Annotated in this window: 4 protein-coding genes; 2 read left to right on the top strand and 2 right to left on the bottom strand. The window is 75.8% G+C overall.

Annotated elements, in window-relative coordinates:
* Positions 1-595: 595 nt before the first annotated feature.
* Both ACI1MP_RS34250 and ACI1MP_RS34245 read right to left on the bottom strand, forming a co-directional pair.
* Positions 596-2155 carry a long-chain-fatty-acid--CoA ligase gene (locus tag ACI1MP_RS34250; RefSeq protein ID WP_404870393.1) on the bottom strand — a complete coding sequence of 520 codons (1560 nt, stop codon included), beginning with the start codon at positions 2153-2155 and terminating at the stop codon, positions 596-598.
* 5 nt (positions 2156-2160) lie between these two features.
* On the bottom strand, positions 2161-3705 hold the full coding sequence (locus ACI1MP_RS34245) for a class I adenylate-forming enzyme family protein (protein ID WP_380333411.1): 1545 nt from the start codon (positions 3703-3705) through the stop codon (positions 2161-2163).
* Between the two features lie 211 nt (positions 3706-3916).
* Here ACI1MP_RS34245 and hemA point away from each other — a divergent pair, with 211 nt between their 5' ends.
* Both hemA and ACI1MP_RS34235 read left to right on the top strand, forming a co-directional pair.
* Positions 3917-5161 (top strand): 5-aminolevulinate synthase, encoded by a 1245-nt coding sequence (gene hemA / locus ACI1MP_RS34240; protein WP_404870392.1) that lies wholly within the window; start codon positions 3917-3919, stop codon positions 5159-5161.
* A 251-nt stretch (positions 5162-5412) separates the two neighbouring features.
* Positions 5413-19635 (top strand): type I polyketide synthase, encoded by a 14223-nt coding sequence (locus tag ACI1MP_RS34235; RefSeq protein ID WP_404870391.1) that lies wholly within the window; start codon positions 5413-5415, stop codon positions 19633-19635.

Below are 19635 nucleotides of genomic sequence, written 5' to 3'. Positions count from 1 at the left end.
GCGCGGGGCAGGACCGCACGGCGGTGCCCGTCCCTGTTCGCCGGGCAGCAGCGGGGTCGGCCAGGTGCCCGCCGAGGTCGAGGTCGGGGCGGCGGAGCGCGAGCCCGGACTTCGGGTGCGGCGGCCGGGTACGTGACGAGGTCCCGGGGCATCGCCGGGCACAGGCCACCGCACCCGGGAACGGCGCGACCGCGTACAGCCGGGAGTCGCCGGAGGGCGGAAGCCTGCGCCGACTTGTCCTTGACCGCAGCCGAGTCGGTCGAGGTCGAGGCTGCTGCGACCTGCCGTTCTCTTCGGGTGGCCGGTCGGTGCCGGCCCCCGGAGGCGGGCGGAGTGCGGTCTCGTGCGGCGCGGCTGCGTCGGGGTCACCGGGCCGGCAGGCCGACGCGACCCGGTGTGCGGCCGTCCGGCTCGATGCCACCGTCACCTGCGGAAACCCGTCCCGGTGGGTCGACCGGGACCCCGGCTTCCGGGACGGGTTCCGCACGGTGACTGCTTCCGCGCACGGGAAGTGGCGCGGCCGCCTCGGCCGGGGCGTCCACCCGTCCCGCCCGCCCATCTGCCGTCCCGGACGGTCGACAGATCGCCCCGGTGGTCAGCGATCAGGCCGGTCCGCGGCGCTCAGCAGGGCGACCAGCTCCCGTTTGAGCACCTTGCCACTGGCGCCCAGGGGGAAGGCGTCGACGAACTCCACCTGGCGCGGGTACTTGTACGGCGCCATCCGCTCCCTGCACCAGGCGACGATCTCGGCGCCGAGGGCCGGTCCCGGCGTGGTGCCGGGGTGGGCCCGCACCACCGCGCAGACCTCCTCGCCGTGGACGGGGTGGGGGAGCCCGATGACGGCCGCCTGGGCGATCGCCGGGTGGTGGGCCAGGACGTCCTCCACCTCGCGCGGGTAGACGTTGTAGCCGCCTCGCAGCACCACGTCCTTCTTGCGGTCGACGATGGAGAGGTAGCCCTCGTCGTCCTTGACGCCGAGGTCGCCCGAGCGGAACCAGCCGTCCACGACGGCCTCGGCGGTCGCCTCCGGCCGGTTCAGGTAGCCGGCCATCACGTTGTGCCCCCGGAAGACGACCTCCCCCGTCTCGCCGGCGGGCAGCAGCTCGATCCGGTCCGCCACCTCGGCCCGGGCGATCTCCACTTCGACGCCCCAGATCGGCCGGCCCACCGTGCCGGGCTTGAGCGGCCACGCCTTCTGGTTGTAGGTCACCACCGGGGACGCCTCGGTCAGCCCGTACCCTTCGAGGACGGGGCAGCCGAACGCCTCCTGGAACGCGTCCAGGACCGCCACCGGCAGCGCGGCGCCGCCGGAGAACGCGCGGTCGAGCGCGGGCCTGCGCGGGTCGGCGCGGGCCGCGTCGAGGAGCGCCGTGTACATCGTCGGGACCCCCATGAACAGGGTGCAGCCCTCCCGCACCATGAGCTCCAGCGCGCCCGGTCCGTCGAACCGCGGCATCAGCACCAGGGTCGCCCCCGCCCGGAAGCAGGTGTTCATGCCGCAGATCTGGCCGAAGGTGTGGAACAGGGGCAGGCAGCCGAGCAGGACGTCGTCCGCGGTGAAGTCGAACGGCGACAGCATGGTCGTGTCGACGTTCATCACCACGTTGAGGTGCGTGAGCTGGGCGCCCTTGGGTCGGCCGGTGGTGCCGGAGGTGTAGAGGACCAGCGCGATGTCCCCGGGGTCGCGCGGCACCTGGCGGTCGATCGGGGTGCTCCGCGCCGCGAGCACGTCCAGCCGCCGGGCGGGGGCGCCCCCGTCCGCTTCCTCCATGACGGTGAGCAGGGGTGTGCCGACCGTCTCCGCCGCCTTGCCGCCCTCGGCCAGCAGCGGGGCGGCGCAGATCAGCGCCGCCGCCCCGGAGTCCCGCAGGACGTACGCGATCTCCTCCGCCCGGAGCAGGGCGTGGACCGGGACCGCGACCGCGCCGAGCGCGAGCACGCCGAAGTAGGCCAGCGGGAAGTGCGGGGTGTTGGGCAGCAGCAGCGCCACCTTGTCGTCGGGGCCGATGCCCCGCGCGCGCAGCACCGCCGCGTACCTCCGCGCCCCGTCCCACAGCTCGCGGTAGGTGATCCTTCGGGTGCCGGACACGATCGCCGGGTGCTCCGGCCGGCGCAGCGCGGACTCGGCGAGGACGGCCGCCACGGAGAGGGTCACGGGGCTCACCCGCTCGCTTCCGCGGCCAGCCGCGCCTTGTCCGGTTTGCCGACCCCGGTGAGGGGCAGCGCGGAGCGGACGCGGATCCGCGCGGGGACGTGCTTGGGCGAGACGGTGGCCCGGACGTGTTCCGCCAGTTCGTCGGGGTCGGCCGTGCCTGCGTCGCGCAGCACCACGGCGGCGTGCAGGTACTCGATCCGGTCCCGGTCCCGGACGCAGAACGCCGCGGCCTGCAGCACGTCCGGATGGGCCAGCAGGGCGTTCTCCACCGTCACCGGATGGATCTTGATGCCGTTGGTCTTGATCACCTCGCCGATCCGGCCGCGCAGGTGGAGGTAGCCGTCGCCGTCGACGAAGCCGAGGTCGCCGGTGTGCACCCAGCCGTCCCGTACGGTCCGGGCGGTGAGTTCGGGCTCGGCCACGTACGCGCTCATCGTGAAGGGCGACCGGACGACGACCTCGCCGGTCTCGCCGGGCGGCAGGTCGCGGTGGTCGTCCGGATCGGTGATCCGGACCCAGTCGGGCATCGGGCGGCCGACCGTGGCCCGCAGCCGGGCGTCGAGGTGCTCGGCGGGCGAGAGCATGCTGACGAAGCCCGCCTCGCTGGTCGCGTACACCTGGAGCAGCACGTCGCCGAAGACCTTGACCGCCTCGGCCAGTCGCTCGGGGGACGCGGGGGAGCCCAGGTAGGTGACCATTTGGAGGCTGGACAGGTCGGTCGAGCCCACCTTCGGGTGGTCCATCAGCAGGTACAGCTGGGGAGGGGAGAGCAGCATCCGGGTGACTCCGTGCCGCGCGATGGAATGCAGCACGTCGCCCGGGTCGAAGCCGTCCCGCAGGACCACCGAGCCGCCGGACGCGAGCGAGTCGTCGGCCGTGGCGCCGCTGGAGTGGCTGAGCGGGAGGCAGGCCAGGTAGACGGACCGCCAGCGCATCTGGAGCCCGGCGGAGATGAAGCCGTTGCGGGCCCGGAAGTCGAAGGCGATGCCCTTCGGTTCGCCGGTCGTCCCGCTCGTGTAGGTCACCACCGCGGGCCGGTCGGGTGCGATCCCGAGGCCGGACAGGTCCAGCGCGTCCGGGTCCCCGGCCGTCAGGTCCAGGACGTCGGGGCCGAGGTCGCCGAGGGCGACGAGGGTGAGCGGGGCGCCCAGCCGCTCGCGCAGTTCGCGGGCGGTCGCGAGGTTCTCCGCGTCGACGGCCAGGTGCGTCGCACCGGTGTCCCGGAGGATCTTGAGCTTGGCGCCGGCGGCCAGGTGGTCCGCCGGGTCGACCGCGTTGGTGGTGTGCAGGTGGACCACCGTGGCCCCGACCAGGTTCGCGGCGTACCGCAGGACCAGCGTCGGGGCGGTGTTGGTGACGGTCAGGACGGCGACCACGGCGTCGACGCCGCTCCCGCCGGCCTGCTGGTGCAGGGCCTGTGCGGCCGACCGGACCAGGGCGGTCAGCTCCGCCGCGGTGAGCGTCCGGTCGCGCCAGGACAGGACCACTTTCTCCGGTTCCGCGGAGATTACCTCAAGGATTTGGCTGACGTACGTTTCGTCCGACGGCATGGGAAACTCCAGTGGTGCCGGTCCGAGGAATTTCCGCACACCCTACAACACGCAATGCGGGTCCGCCATGGGGCGTGAATCGGGAAAGCGGATGCGCGGCCGGTTCTCAATTGTCGCAGTCCGCGCCATCGAAGTGATATTTCGCTCTGAGACAATTTCCTCCGCCGGTCCGGGCCCCGCATCGGTGCAGCCTTCGGAGAAAAGGGTCGTCATGAACCAATACCTGGAGCTCTTCTCGCTGCGCATGGCGGAAGGCGGATCGCCGAAGGCGAAACGGGAGTTCCTGGAGATCGGCCGGCTCGCCGGGAAATTTCCGGCGGCCCGGAGCCTGCGGGACGGGGTCACCTCCGAGATCAGCGTGTGGTGCAGCAACGACTACCTGGGAATGGGTCAGCACCCGCTGGTCCTGGCGGCGACCCGCGAAGCCCTCGACGAGTACGGCGCGGGCTCGGGCGGCTCCAGGAACATCGGGGGGACCAACCACTACCACGTGCTGCTGGAGAACGAACTGGCGGATCTGCACGGCAAGGAGGACGCCCTTCTCTTCACCTCCGGGTACACCGCCAATGACGGAGCCCTCACGGTCCTCGCCGGCCGACCGGGGGACTGCGTCGTCTTCTCCGACGAGATGAACCACGCCTCGATCATCGACGGACTCCGCCACAGCGGCGCCGAGAAGCACATTTTCCGGCACAACGACACGGCGCACCTGGAAGAGCTGATATCCGCCGCCGATCCCGACCGGCCGAAGATGATCGTCATGGAGTCGGTCTACTCGATGGCGGGTGACGTCGCCCCGCTCGCCGAGATCGCCCGGATCGCCCGGAAGTACGGTGCGATGACCTTCCTCGACGAGGTCCACGCGGTCGGGATGTACGGGCCGGAGGGCGCCGGCATCGCCGCGAGCCTGGGCATCGCGGACCAGTTCACCGTCATCATGGGAACGCTCGCCAAGGGATTCGGCACCACCGGCGGGTACATCGCCGGTCCCGCCGAACTGGTCGACGCGGTGCGCGGCCTGTCCCGCTCCTTCATCTTCACCACCGCCCTGCCGCCGGCGGTGGTGGCGGGCGCGCTCGCCGCGGTCCGGCACCTGCGCGGTTCGGACGAGGAGCGCGACCGGCTCCACGCGAACGCGCGGCTGGCGCACCGGCTGCTCACGGAGCACGGCATCCCGTTCGTCTCCGACGGCTCCCACATCGTCTCGATCTTCGTCGGGGACGACGCGCTCGCCCGGCGGATCTCCGCCCTGCTGCTGGAACGCCACGGCATCTACGTGCAGGCGATCAACGCGCCGAGCGTGCGCGCGGGACAGGAGATCCTCCGGAGCGCGCCCGGCGCCGTCCACCAGCCCGCGCAGGTCGAGGCGTTCGTCGCGGCACTGGACGGGATCTGGCGGGAGCTGGGGGTGCCGCGCACCCGGGACCCGCAGCAGTCCGGCCGCACGGACGGCTGACCCGCTCCACGGGGTGCGTGCGGCTCTCCCGCCGTTCCGCGCCCCACCCGCTCCCCCCTGCCCGCGTCGTGTCGCGGCCTGCGCTATCGGGCCGCTATGCGGCGTAGGAAAGATCGACGTCGCGGGTCCGGTGGCGGTTCACACCGGGCCTGACGAAGGCGTCCCGGTCGGCGCGCGACCCGCGAGTGCGGGCGCCCGCCACGGTTCGGCGACCGGTGGTCCCGCTCGCCGTGAAGGAGTCCGAAGACACGATGGCGCACCCCGACGGTACGGAAGCACCGCTGCTGTGGACACTGGCCGGCAGCGGCAGGGAGTCGCTGGCGGCCGGCGCACGCGGCCTGCACGGGTACCTGGCCGGTCGTGACGACTGGAGCCCCCAGGACATCGCGCTCACCCTCGCGCGCACCGCCTCCGAGGGGAGCCGGCGGGCGGCACTGGTGGCCGACGACCGGGACGGGTTCCTGCGGCGGCTGGACGCGCTCGCCGACGGCCGGAGCATGCCCGGCCTGGTGGAGGGCACCGCCGGCGCGGACCGCCGGGTCGCCTTCGTGTTTCCCGGACAGGGCGCCCAGTGGCCCCGGATGGCGGTGGACCTGCTGGACACCTCCGCGGTGTTCCGCGACCGGATGGACGCGTGCGCGCAGGCCCTGGAACCGTTCGTCGACTGGTCGCCGATCGACGTGCTCCGCGACCCGGACGCGCCGGGCGCGCCCGCCGGGGACCGGGCCGACGTGGTGCAGCCCCTGCTGTTCGCCGTCACGGTGTCGCTCGCCGAGCTGTGGCGCTCCCACGGCGTGGAACCGGCCGCCGTGCTCGGGCACAGCGTCGGCGAGGTCACCGCCGCCGCGGTCAGCGGCGCGCTGTCCCTGGACGACTCCGCGCGGGTGGTCGCCCTGTGGAGCCAGGCCCAGGCGACCCTGGCCGGGCAGGGCGACATGGTCTCCGTCATGGCCCCGGCCGACGAGATCGAGCCGCGGCTGCGCCGCTGGGACGGCCGCCTCGTCGTCGCGGCGCACAACGGCCCGCGGTCCGTGATCGTCTCCGGCGACCGCGACGCCGCGGCCGAACTCCTCGCCGAGCTGGCCGCGGACGCGGTGCACGCCCGGCGGATCGCGGTGGGCCTGGCCGCCCACTCGCCCCACATCGACGCGATCGTCCCCCGGATGCGCGCCGATCTCGCACCGATCCGGCCCCGCACCCCGCGGCTGCCCTACTACTCCGGACTGACCGGCGGACGACTGGACGCCCCGGTCCTGGACGCCGACTACTGGTGCCGCAACCTGCGCAACACGGTCAGGTTCCACCAGGCGGCCGACGCCCTGCTGCGGGACGGGTACGGCGTCCTGCTGGAGGTCAGCCCGCACACCGTGCTGACTTCCGCCCTCACGGACTGCGCGGAGGAACACGGCGCGCAGGCCGCCGTCCTCGGAACGCTGCGCCGGGACCAGGGCGGCCGGGGCCGGTTCCTGGCCTCGCTCGGCGACCTGTACGTGTGCGGCGCCGCCCCGGAGCGGGAGCCGTCCGCCGGGCAGCACGCCCGGATGCCGGAACTGCCGGCGGCCGTCCTGGCGGCGCTCGCGGAGCCCGGCCCGGCGGACGCGGACGGGGCGGGCGGCATCCCGGCCGCGGGCAGCGCGCTCCGCGCGGAGCTGGCCGCCCTGGGTGCCTCGGAACGGCTCGCCGCGCTGGCCCGGCTGGTGGACGAGGAGATCGCCGCGGTGACCGGGCGGTCCGAACCGGTCCCCGCCGACCTGGCCTTCCTCGACCTGGGATTCGACTCCGTCACCGCCGTGGAGCTGCGCAACCGGCTGAGCGCGGCGACGGCGCTGCGCATCCCGGCGACGGCCGTCTTCGACTGCCCGACCCCGGCGACCCTCGCCGCGTACCTCTCCGCCCGGATCGGCGGCGACCGGCCCGACGGGAGCCCGGGCGCGGACCGGCCGGTGCGGCGGGCCGCGGACGACGACCCCGTGGTGATCGTCGGCATGGGCTGCCGCTACCCCGGCGGGGTCGGCAGTCCCGACGAACTCTGGGAGCTGGTGTCGGCGGGCGTCGACGCCGTCTCCGCGCTGCCCGACGACCGCGGCTGGGACACCGCCGGACGCTACGACCCCGCACCCGGCACGCCGGGCCGGTACTACCAGCGGGAGGCGGGCTCGCTCGCCGGCGCGGCCGAGTTCGACGCCGAGTTCTTCGGGATATCGCCGCGCGAGGCGGCCGCGATGGACCCGCAGCAGCGGCTGCTGCTGGAGACCACCTGGGAGGCGTTGGAACGGGCCGGGATCGACCCGTCCACCCTGCGGCGGACCCCGACGGGCGTCTACGTGGGCGCGATGACCATGGACTACGGCCCCTCCCTGGAACAGGGCGCCGACGAAGGCGGCCACCTGCTGACCGGCAACACCGGGAGCGTCGCGTCGGGCCGCCTGGCCTACACCCTCGGTCTGGAGGGGGCGGCGGTGACCGTGGACACGGCCTGCTCGTCCTCGCTGGTGGCCCTGCACCTCGCGGTCCGGGCGCTGCGGTCCGGCGAGTGCTCGCTGGCCCTGGCCGGCGGCGCGACCGTGATGTCCACGGTCGGCATGCTCGTGGAGTTCAGCCGGCAGGGCGGGCTGGCCCCGGACGGCCGCTGCAAGGCGTTCGCGGCGGCCGCCGACGGCTTCGGCCTGGCCGAGGGCGTGGGCATGCTGCTGCTGGAGCGGTTGTCGGACGCGCGGCGCAACGGGCACCCGGTGCTGGCGGTGGTGCGCGGTTCGGCGGTGAACCAGGACGGTGCGAGCAACGGTCTGACGGCGCCGAACGGTCCGTCGCAGCAGCGGGTGATCCGGGCGGCGTTGGCGGACGCGGGTCTGACGGCGTCCGAGGTGGACGTGGTGGAGGCGCACGGTACGGGGACGCGGTTGGGCGACCCGATCGAGGCGCAGGCGCTGCTGGCGACGTACGGGCAGGACCGGCCTGCGGACCGTCCGGTGTGGATCGGCTCGCTGAAGTCGAACATCGGCCACGCGCAAGCCGCGGCGGGTGTGGCGGGCGTCATCAAGTCGGTGCTGGCGATGCGGCACGGAGTGATGCCCAGGACGCTGCACGTGGACGGCCCGACGCCCGAGGTGGACTGGTCGGCGGGCGCGGGCCGGTTGCTGACGGAGGCCCGGGAGTGGGACGACGCGGGTCGTCCGCGTCGGGTGGGCGTGTCCGCCTTCGGCATCAGCGGGACCAACGCCCACATGATCCTGGAGTCCGTGCCGCCCGAGGCGGTGGAGAGCACTCCGCGTCCCGGGACGGTGGTGTGGCCGGTGTCGGCGCGCAGCGCCGAGGCACTGCGCGGGCAGGCGGAGGCGCTGGCGGCGCGGGTGGCGGCGGAGCCCGGGCTCGACGTGGCGGACGTGGGTCATTCGCTGGCGGTGGGTCGTGCGTCCTTCGAGCACCGTGCGGTGGTCGTGGGCGGAGACCGGAGCGAACTGCTCGACGGCGTGCAGGCGCTGGCGCAGGGTGCCGCGGTGTCCGGTGGTGGGCTGGTTTCCGGTCGGGTGGCGCTGGTGTTCCCGGGCCAGGGTTCGCAGTGGGTCGGGATGGCCACGGAGTTGCTGTCCGGGTCGGAGGTGTTCGCGGCGCGGATGGCGGAGTGCGAGCGGGCGCTCGCGCCGTACACCGACTGGTCGTTGGTGGAGGCGCTGGGTTCGGAGGCGCTGCTGGCGCGGGTCGACGTGGTGCAGCCGGTGCTGTGGGCCGTGATGGTGTCGCTGGCCGAGGTGTGGCGCTCGTTCGGTGTGGCGGTCGACGCTGTGGTGGGCCACTCGCAGGGCGAGGTTGCCGCGGCGTGTGTGGCGGGTGGTCTGAGTCTGGAGGACGGGGCGCGGGTGGTGGCGCTGCGTTCCCGAGCGGTGGGGGCGCTGGCGGGTCGTGGCGGTATGGCGTCGGTGCCGTTGCCGGTGGACGTGGTGCGGGATCGCATCGCGGGCCGGTTGTCGGTGGCGGCGGTGAACGGTCCGTCGTCGACGGTGGTGTCGGGTGACGCGGACGCGGTGGCGGAGTTCGTTGACGCGTTGGTCGGGGAGGGGGTGCGGGCGCGTCTGATCGAGGTCGACTACGCGTCGCACTCCGCGCACGTGGAAGAAGTCCGCGAGCGCCTGCTCGCCGACCTGGACGGCATCGTGCCGCTGTCCGGTTCTGTGCCGTTCTATTCGAGCGTCACGGGTGGCCTGCTGGACACGAAGGCCCTGGACGCCGAGTACTGGTACCGGAACCTGCGGGAGACCGTCGAGTTCGAGCAGGCCACCCGCGCGCTCCTCGCGGCCGGGCACCGCATCTTCATCGAGTCCAGCCCGCACCCGGTGCTGTCGGTGGCGGTGGGGGAGTCGGTGGAGGCCGCGGGCGTGGACGCGGCGGTGCTGGGGACGTTGCGCCGCGGTGAGGGCGGCCCGGCGCAGGTGCTGCGTGCGGTCGGCCGTGGCTGGGAGCGCGGGCTGAGGGTGGACTGGTCGGGGGCGTTCCCGGGCGCTCGGCGGGTCGAGCTGCCGACGTACGCCTTCCAGCGCACCCGCTACTGGCTGACGGCCCCCGCCGCCGTCCCGGCCGCCCCCGCCGAGGACCGCTGGGACGACCTGGAACTGCAGGACCCCGCCCGGCTCGCCGAGATCCTCGGGGTCGGCCGTGCCGCCCTGGACGAAGTCCTGCCCGCGCTGGCGACCTGGCGCTCCGTCAGGACCCGTGAACGGAAGGCGGAATCCTGGCGCTACCACGTCGCCTGGGCGCCCCTGTCGGTCACGCCGGCGGACGGCCTCCCCGGCCGCTGGCTCGCCCTGCGTCCCGAGGGCGGCGACGCGGCGGCCGTCCTGGACGCCCTCGGCGAGGCCGGGGCCGACCTCCTCCCGTGCGTCGTCGCCGATCCGGGCGCGACCCGCGAACAGCTGGCCGCCCTGCTCACGGAGACCGCCGGGGAGCAGCCGATCGCCGGCGTGCTGTCCCTGCTGTCCTGGGAGGAGCGTCCCCACCCCGAACACCCCGACCTGCCCGGTGGTCCGGCGCTGACCCTCGCGCTGGCCCAGGCACTGGAGGACGCGGGCATCCAGGCCCGGCTCTGGATGCTGACGAAGGGAACGGCGGTCCTGGGCGGGGCGGAGCGGCCCGGACACGTCGGTCAGGCCGCCTCCGCCGCCCTGGGCCGGACGCTGGCCCTGGAGCACCCGCACCGCCGGGGCGGTCTGGTCGACCTGCCCGAGGTGCTGGACGCACGGGCCGCCCGCCGCCTGTGCGCGGTGCTCGCGGGAGCCTCGGCCGACGAGGAACAGGTGGCGGTGCGCTCCACCGGGGTCCACGGACGCCGGCTCCGGCCCGCGCCGGCCGGGTCGCCGAAGGACCGCGCAGGCGGCCCGGCCGTCCGGTGGCGGGGCACGGTCCTCGTCACCGGTGGCACCGGCGGCGTCGGCTCGCACACGGCGCGCTGGCTCGCGGGCCAGGGCGCGGAGCGGCTGTTGCTGGTCAGCCGGCGCGGCGCCGACGCCCCCGGTACGGACGAGCTGCGGGCGGAACTGACGGCGCTGGGCACCGAAGTCGCCTTTGCGGCGTGCGACGTCGCCGACCCGGCCGCCCTGGCGGCGCTGGTCGCCGACATCCCGGCGCGGTACCCGCTGTCCGCCGTCATCCACGCGGCGGGCGTCCTCGACGACGGTGTGCTCGACGCGCTGGACCCCGCGCGGCTCGCCGTGGTGCTGCGCGCCAAGCTGACCGCCGCCCGGAACCTGCACGAGGCCACCGCGGGCCTCGACCTGTCGGCCTTCGTGGTGTTCTCGTCCGTGATGGGCGTCGTGGGCAACGCCGGGCAGGGGAACTACGCGGCCGCCAATGCGGCCGTCGACGCGCTCGTCGCCGCTCGCCGGGCCGCCGGGCTGCCCGGCACGTCCGTGGCCTGGGGCGCCTGGGCCGGGCCGGGCATGCTGGCGGACGAGGTCGCCGGCCGACTGCGGGACTTCGGCCTGCCGGTGATGGAGCCCGAGACGGCCGTCACCGCGATCGGCCGGGCACTGGAGGCGGACGACGCGCTGGTCGTGGTCGCCGACGTCGACTGGAAGCGCTTCACCGCGGGCATCGGCCTGCGCTCCGCCGCCCTGCTCGACGGGATGCCGGACCCGGCCGCCGCGCGGCCCGCCCCGGACACCGCCGCACCCTCGGCGGCCCGGGAGGGCGACGGCGCCGCCGACACCCTGCGGCAGCGGATCGCCGTACTGCCGCGCCACGAGGACCGGGTCGGGACCCTCACCGACCTGGTGCGCACCCACGCGGCGACGGTCCTGCGCCACCCCGACGTCGACACGGTCCAGCCCGGAAAGGCGTTCTCCGCACTCGGCTTCGACTCCCTGATGGCGGTGGAGCTGCGCAACCGGCTCGCCGCCGTCACCGGGCTGGCCCTGCCCGCCACCGTCCTCTTCGACCACCCCACCCCGTCGGCACTGGCCGGCCGGCTGCTCGCGGAGCTGGACCTGGATCCGGACCTGCCGGACGCGGCGAGCGGCGCCGTGGAGTCCGCCGACCCCGTCGGCAACGAGCCGATCGCGATCGTCGGCATGGGCTGCCGCTTCCCCGGCGGGGTCGCCCGGCCCGAGGACTTCTGGCAGCTGCTCGCCGAGGGCACCGACGCCGTCGGGGACTGGCCGTCGAACCGGGGCTGGGACACCGAGGGACTGTACGACCCGGACCCCGAGCGGCCCGGCACCACGTACACCCGGCAGGGCGGCTTCCTGCACGACGCGGCCGACTTCGACGCCGAGTTCTTCGGCATCTCGCCGCGCGAGGCCCTCGCCATGGACCCGCAGCAGCGGCTGCTGCTGGAGACCGCCTGGGAGGCGGTCGAGGGCGCCGGGCAGGATCCGACCGCGCTGAAGGACCGGCCGGTCGGCGTCTACATCGGCACCAACGGCCAGGACTACTCCGCGCTGCTGGAGGGCGCCGAGGGAGTGTCCGAGGGTCATCTGCTGACCGGGAACACGGCCAGCGTGCTGTCGGGGCGGCTGTCCTACGTCCTCGGCCTCCAGGGGCCCTCGCTCACCGTCGACACCGCGTGCTCCTCGTCGCTGGTGGCGCTGCACCTGGCCGTGCAGGCACTGCGGCGCGGCGACTGCGAGCAGGCCCTCGCGGGCGGGGTGACGGTGATGAGCACCCCGCGGCTGTTCGTGCAGTTCAGCCGTCAGCGCGGGCTCGCCGCCGACGGACGGTGCAAGGCGTTCTCGGCGGAGGCGGACGGCACGGGCTGGGGCGAGGGCGCCGGAGTGCTGCTGCTGGAGCGCCACAGCGACGCCCTGCGCCACGGCCACCCGGTGCTCGCGCTGATCAGCGGCACCGCCGTGAACCAGGACGGTGCCAGCAACGGGCTCGCCGCCCCCAACGGCCCGTCCCAGCAGCAGGTCATCCGCGCCGCCCTGGCCGACGCCGCGCTGCGCGCCGACCAGATCGACGCGATCGAGGCCCACGGCACCGGCACGAGGCTCGGCGACCCGATCGAGGCGCAGGCGCTCCAGGCCGTCCACGGACCGGAGCGCCCGGCGGACCGTCCGCTGTGGCTCGGCTCGGTGAAGTCGAACATCGGGCACACCCAGGCGGCGGCCGGGGTGGCCGGAGTGATGAAGATGGTGCTGGCCATCCGCCACGGCGAACTGCCCGGAACCCTGCACGCCGGGACGCCGAACCCGCACGTCGACTGGTCCGACGGCGGCATCCGCCTGCTCACCGCGCACACCCCGTGGCCGGAGACCGGGAGCCCGCGTCGGGCGGGTGTGTCGTCGTTCGGCATCAGCGGCACCAACGCGCACGTGATCGTCGAGCAGGCGCCCGCCATCGCGGTCGTGCCCGCCCTCGACCGGACCGACACCCCGGCCGTGCCCACCGCGGGAACCGCCGCCGTCCCCGCCACCGCCACGATGGCCCTCGCCGCGGACACCGCCACCCCCACCGCCCGCCGCACCGGCCCGCCTGTGCCGCTGCTGCTCTCGGCCAGGACGCCGGAAGCCCTGCGGGCCCAGGCCGGCCGACTGGTGGGCCGGCTCGACGCCGACCCGGACGTCGAACTGGTGGACGTCGCCTACTCGCTCGCCACCGGACGGGCCCCGCTCGAACACCGGGCCGCCGTCCTGGGACGGGACCGGGCGTCCGTCCGGCGCTCGCTCAACGCCCTCGCGCGCGGCACGACGGCGGGCCGACTGCTCACCGGCGGCGCGGTGCGCGCCGGCCGGACCGCCTTCCTCTTCCCGGGACAGGGCAGCCAGCGGGCCGGCGCCGGTGCCGAGCTCTACCGCGAGGACCCGGTGTTCGCCGACGCCCTCGACGAGGTGCTGACCGGCCTGGACCCGCACCTCGACCTGAGCCTGCGGGACCTCCTGTTCGCCGAGCCCGGAACCCCCGACGCGGAGCTGCTCGACCGCACCCGGTACACCCAGCCCGCGCTGTTCGCCCTGGAGACGGCGCTGTTCCGGCTCGTACGGCACTGGGGCGTGCGGCCCGACCTGCTGCTGGGGCACTCCGTCGGCGAACTCGCCGCCGCCCACGCGGCGGGCGTGCTGGACCTGCCCGACGCCTGCGCGCTGGTGACGGCCCGGGGCCGGCTGATGGACGAACTGCCCGAGGGCGGGGCGATGGTGGCGGTGGAGGCCGGCGAGGAGGAAGTGCGCCGGGCCCTGGTGGACGAGGACCGGGACGCGGTGGACATCGCCGCCGTCAACGGGCCCGACTCCGTGGTCCTGTCCGGCGACGAGGACGCGGTGCGGCGCCTGGCCGAGACGTTCCGTTCGCGCGGCCGGCGCACCCGGCGCCTGAGCGTGAGCCACGCCTTCCACTCCGCCCGGATGGACGGGATGCTCGATGCCTTCCGGGACGTGGCCGAGTCGCTGACCTACCACGCGCCCGGCATCGAGATCGTCTCCAACCTGACCGGGCGCACGGCCACGGCCGCGGAACTCCGCTCCCCCGACCACTGGGTGCGGCACGCCCGGGGCACCGTGCGCTTCCTGGAAGGGGCCCGCCGACTGCGGGCAGAGGGCGCGACGACCTACCTCGAACTCGGACCGGGCGGCGTGCTGTCCGGCATGCTCCACGCCTGCCTCCCCGAACCCGACTCCGACTCCGACTCCGCTCCCGACGGCCCCGCACCCGCCTCCGGCGGCCCCGGCGCGGTGCCGCTGCTGCGCGGTGACCGCGGCGAGTCGGACGCGGTCCGCACCGCACTCGCCTCGCTGCACCTGCGCGGCGTGGCGGTGGACTGGTCGGCGGGCTGGAGCGGCGCCGACGTGCGGCGGGTCGACCTGCCCACCTACGCCTTCCAGCACCGGCGCTTCTGGCCGGACGCCGCGTCGGACCCGGCCCCCGTCTCCTGGCGCGCCCGCCGGGGGACCGCGGCCCCCGCCGGCCCGCACCGCTACCGCATCGCGTGGGAGCCGCTCGCCGCGCCCGCGGAGCCCCGCCTCTCCGGCCGCTGGCTGCTGGTCGTCCCGGACGGACCCGGCGCCGAGGACACCGCGCTCGCTTGCGAGCAGGCCCTCGCCGGACACGGCGCCGACGTGGTGGTTACCCGGGTCGGAGCCGCCGTCGAACGCGCCGAACTGGCCCTGCTGCTGCCGGAGTTCGGCGACCTGGAGGGCGTCCTGTCGCTGCTCGCCCTGGCCGAGGGGCCCCACCCGGGCCTGCGGACGCTGGACGCCGGCCTGACCGGGACCCTGCTGCTGCTCCAGGCCCTGGGCGAGAGCGGCATCGACGCACCCCTGTGGTGCGCCACCCGCGGCGCGGTGGCGGCCCACGGCACCGAGGAGGTCCGCCCCGAGCAGGCCCAGGTGTGGGGCCTGGGCCGGGTGGCGGCCCTGGAGCACCCGCTGCGCTGGGGCGGCCTGGTCGACCTGCCGGAGCTGCTGGACGGGCCCGCGCTGGACGGGCTGTGCGCGGTGCTGGCCGGACCGGACGGCGAGGACCAGGTGGCGGTGCGCACGCCGGTGCCGCTGGGCCGCCGGCTCGTCCCCGCGCCGGAGCCCGCGGCACCCGCGCCCGCCCCGTGGACGCCGCGCGGCACCGTCCTGGTCACCGGCGGCACCGGCGGCCTCGGCGCCCAGGTGGCGCGCTGGCTCGCGGAGCGCGGCGCGGACCACCTGGTCCTGCTCGGCCGGCGGGGCCCCGAGGCCCCGGGGGCCGAAGCGCTGACCGACGCCCTGGCGGCGCTCGGCGCCCGGAGCACCCTGCTGGCCTGCGACGTCGCCGACCGCACCGCGCTGGAACGGGTCCTGGAACGGCTGCACGCCGAGGGCGACACCGTGCGGGCCGTGGTGCACACCGCGGGACTCACCTCGGACACCGCGCTGATGGACTGCACGCCGGAGGAACTGGCCCTGCGGACGGCCGCCAAGACGCGCGGCGCGGCCCACCTCGACGCCCTGTTCGAAGGCCACCCGCTGGACGCCTTCGTGCTGTTCTCCTCGATCTCGGGCACCTGGGGCAGCGGCGGCCAGGGCGCGTACGCGGCGGCCAACGCCTACCTGGACGGCCTCGCCGCGGCGCGGCGCGGCCGGGGCCTGCCGGCGACCTCGGTGGCCTGGGGCCCCTGGGCCGGCGCTGGCATGGCCGAGGGCGCCGTCGGCGACGGCCTGCGCCGCCACGGGCTGGTGCCGATGGACCCCGCCGCGGCGCTCTCCGCGCTCGGCCTGGCACTGACCCTGGACGAGGGCGAACCGGTCGTCGCCGAGCTGGACTGGAGCCGCTTCGCGCCCACCTTCGGCTCGGTCCGGGAGAGCGCGCTGCTGCGCGACCTGCCCGCCGCCGCCGAGCTCCGGGCGGTGGACGGCGGCCCCGCGGCCACGGACACCCCCGCCGAATCCGGGCCCGGCACCGGCGGCGACCCGTCGTGGTCGCACCGGCTGCGCCGGCTGTCCGAGCCCGAGGGCCGCAGACTGCTGACGGAGCTGGTCCGGAGCGAGGCGGCCGCCGTACTGGGCCATGAGTCGGCCGTCGGCCTCGCCGCCGACCGCCCGTTCCGCGAGGCGGGCTTCGACTCGCTCACCGCCGTCGAACTCCGCAACCGGCTGGTCGCGGCCACCGCCCTGCCGCTCGCGCTCACCTCCGTCTTCGACCACCCGACGGCGGCCGCCCTCGCCGCGCACCTGTTCGCCGGGCTGGGCGGCACGGAACCGGACGCCGACGACACGACCGGCACCACCGGCACGGCCGGGCCCGCGGCGGCCGACGAACCCCTGGCGATCGTCTCGATGGCCTGCCGGTTCCCGGGCGGCGTCCGCTCGCCCGAGGACCTGTGGCGGCTGGTGGCCGACGGAGTGGACGCGGTCGCCGCGCTGCCCGCCGACCGCGGCTGGCCGCTGGCGGACCTCTACGACCCGGACCCGCTGCACCCGGGCACCTTCTACACCACCGGCGGCGGATTCCTGGACGGGGCGGCCGAGTTCGACGCGGAGTTCTTCGGCATCTCCCCGCGCGAGGCCCTGGCCATGGACCCGCAGCAGCGGCTGCTGCTCGAAACCAGCTGGGAGGCCCTGGAGCGGGCCGGACTCGACCCCGCGTCGGTACGCGGCAGCGAGGGCGGCGTCTACGTCGGCGTCGCCGCCCAGGGCTACGGCACCGGTCCGCAGAACCCGTCCGACGAGGTGGAGGGGCACCTGCTCAGCGGCACGGTCACCAGCGTCGCCTCCGGCCGGGTCGCCTACACCCTCGGCCTCGGCGGCCCCGCCGTGACCGTGGAGACGGCCTGCTCGTCCTCGCTGGTGGCCCTGCACCTGGCCGGCCAGGCACTGCGCGCCGGCGACTGCTCGTTCGCCCTGGTCGGCGGTGCCGCGGTGATGGCGAGCCCGGACGTCTTCGTCGAGTTCAGCCGCCAGCAGGGCCTGTCGCCCGACGGCCGCTGCCGCTCCTTCGCCGAAGGGGCGAACGGCACGGGGTGGGGCGAAGGGGTGGGCGTCCTGCTCGTGGAACGCCTCTCCGACGCGCGCCGCCTCGGGCACCCGGTCCTCGCCCTGGTACGGAGCACCGCGGTGAACCAGGACGGCGCCAGCAACGGCCTCACCGCCCCGAGCGGCCCCGCGCAGCAGCGGGTGATCCGGGCCGCGCTGGCCACGGCGGGACTCTCCGGCGCCGAGGTCGACCTGGTCGAGGCGCACGGCACCGGAACCGTGCTCGGCGACCCCATCGAGGCGCAGGCCCTGCTGGCCACCTACGGCCAGGACCGGCCCGCCGACCGCCCGCTGTGGCTCGGGTCGCTGAAGTCCAACATCGGGCACACCCAGGCCGCCGCCGGCGTCGCCGGGGTCATCAAGACGGTGCTCGCCCTGCGGAACGGCGTGCTCCCCGGCACCCTGCACGCCCAGCAGGCCTCCAGCCGGGTGGACTGGTCGGCCGGCGCGGTCCGGCTGCTCGCGGACGCCCGCCCCTGGGAGGCCTCTGACGGGGGCCGGCCGCGGCGGGCCGGCGTCTCCGCGTTCGGCATGAGCGGCACCAACGCCCACGCCATCCTGGAGGAGGCGCCCGCCGCCGACCACCGCCCGCCGGCCGAGGAGCCCGGGACCACCGTTCCCTGGCTGCTCTCCGCCATGACCCCCGCCGCCCTGCGCCGCCAGGCGCGCCGACTGGGCGAGCACCTGCGGGCCGACCCCGGCGCGGGCGCCGCCGCGGCCGCCCGGGCGCTCGCCACCACCCGCCCCGCCCTGCCCTTCCGGGCGGCCGCCACCGGCCGCGACCGCGCCGCGCTGCTCGGCTGGCTGGACGCCCTCGCGGCGGGGGAGCCCGCCCCCGACGCCGTGCAGGACCGGGCGCGCGGCGGCCGCACGGTCTTCGTCTTCCCCGGCCAGGGCTCGCAGTGGGCCGGCATGGCCGCGGCGGCGCTCGACGCCTCCGCGCCGTTCGCCGCCGCCGTCGCCGACTGTGAACGGGCGCTCGCCCCGCACACCGACTGGTCCCTGACCGAGGTGCTGCGCGGCGCGCCCGGCGCACCGACGCTCGACCGCGTGGACGTCGTCCAGCCGGTGCTCTTCGCCGTGATGGTCGCGCTGGCCGCGCACTGGCGCGACACCGGGGTCACCCCGGACGCGGTCGTCGGGCACAGCCAGGGCGAGATCGCCGCCGCCTGCGTCGCCGGAGCGCTGTCGCTCGACGACGCGGCCCGCGTGGTGGCGCTGCGCAGCCGGGCGCTGCTGAGGCTGGCGGGCCGCGGCGGCATGGTGTCGGTCGCCGCCTCCGCCGAGCGGACCGCGGGCCTGCTGCCCGCCGGCGGACGCGCCTGCGTGGCCGCCGTGAACGGCCCCGAGGCCGTGGTCGTCGCCGGCGAGCCCCAGGAGCTGGCCGCCCTGCTCACGGCCTGCGAGCGGGAAGGCGTCCGGGCCAGGGCGATCCCGGTGGACTACGCGGCCCACTCGGCCCAGGTCGCCGAGATCGAGGACGAACTGCGCGAAGCCCTCGTCGGGATCCGCCCCCGTGCCTCGGCCGTCCCGCTCTACTCGACGGTGACCGGTGAACCCGTCGCCGGAGAGTCGCTCGACGCCGCCTACTGGTACCGCAACCTGCGCGAACCGGTCGACTTCGCCGGAGCGACCCGCACCCTGCTGGACGCGGGCCACACCCTGCTCGTCGAGGTCAGCCCGCACCCGGTGCTGCTCGCCGGGATCGAGGCGGTGGCCGCGGAGGCCGGGCGGGAGGTGTCGGCGGTCGGCACGCTGCGGCGCGGCGACGGCGGCCGGGACCGGCTGCTGGCCTCGCTGACCGAGGCGTGGGCGGCCGGCGCCGGTCCGACGGACTGGTCGCCCTGGACGGGGACCCCCGGGCCGGGCGGCCCGGCGCCCGTCCTGCTGCCGACGTACTCCTTCCAGCGCGACCGGTACTGGCTGGCCACCCCGGGCCGGACGGCCGCCGCCACCACGGCGGGGCCGGCCGAGGAGGTCCCGGCGGCCGCGGTCGACGACGACGAGACCCCCGCCGTACGGCTGGCCGCCCGGCTGGCCCCGCTGGACCGGCGGGCCCGCCGTCAGGCGGTGCTCGACCTGGTCGTCCGGCACGCGGCCGCGGTCCTCGGTCATCCCGGGACCGGCCCGGTGCGCCCGGAACGCGCCTTCGCCGAGGTCGGCTTCGACTCGATGCTCGCGGTGCGGTTCAGGAACGCGCTGTGCGAGGCGACCGGGCTGGCCGTCCCGCCGACGGCCGTCTTCGACCACCCGACACCCGAGGCGCTCGCCGCGTACCTGGACGCGGAGCTGTCCGCCGCGCCCGAACCGCCCTCGCCGCTGCTGGCCGAGCTGGACCGGCTGGCCGCGCTCCTCACGGCCGTCCCACCGGGAGCGGCAGACAGCGACGGGGTCGGCGAACGACTGGACGAACTGTTGCGCGGCTGGCGCCGCCGCGCCGGCGAGGCACCGCCGCCAGGACCGGTGGACGACACCGCCACAGCGATGGAGACGGCGACAGCGGACGAGCTGTTCGCCCTGATCGACAACGACTTCGGGAACGTCTGA

The sequence above is a fragment of the Kitasatospora griseola genome, assembly GCF_044999035.1.
Classification (GTDB): domain Bacteria; phylum Actinomycetota; class Actinomycetes; order Streptomycetales; family Streptomycetaceae; genus Kitasatospora; species Kitasatospora griseola.
Note: the sequence above shows the minus strand (reverse complement) of the source record. Positions and strands in the feature narration are given on the sequence as shown.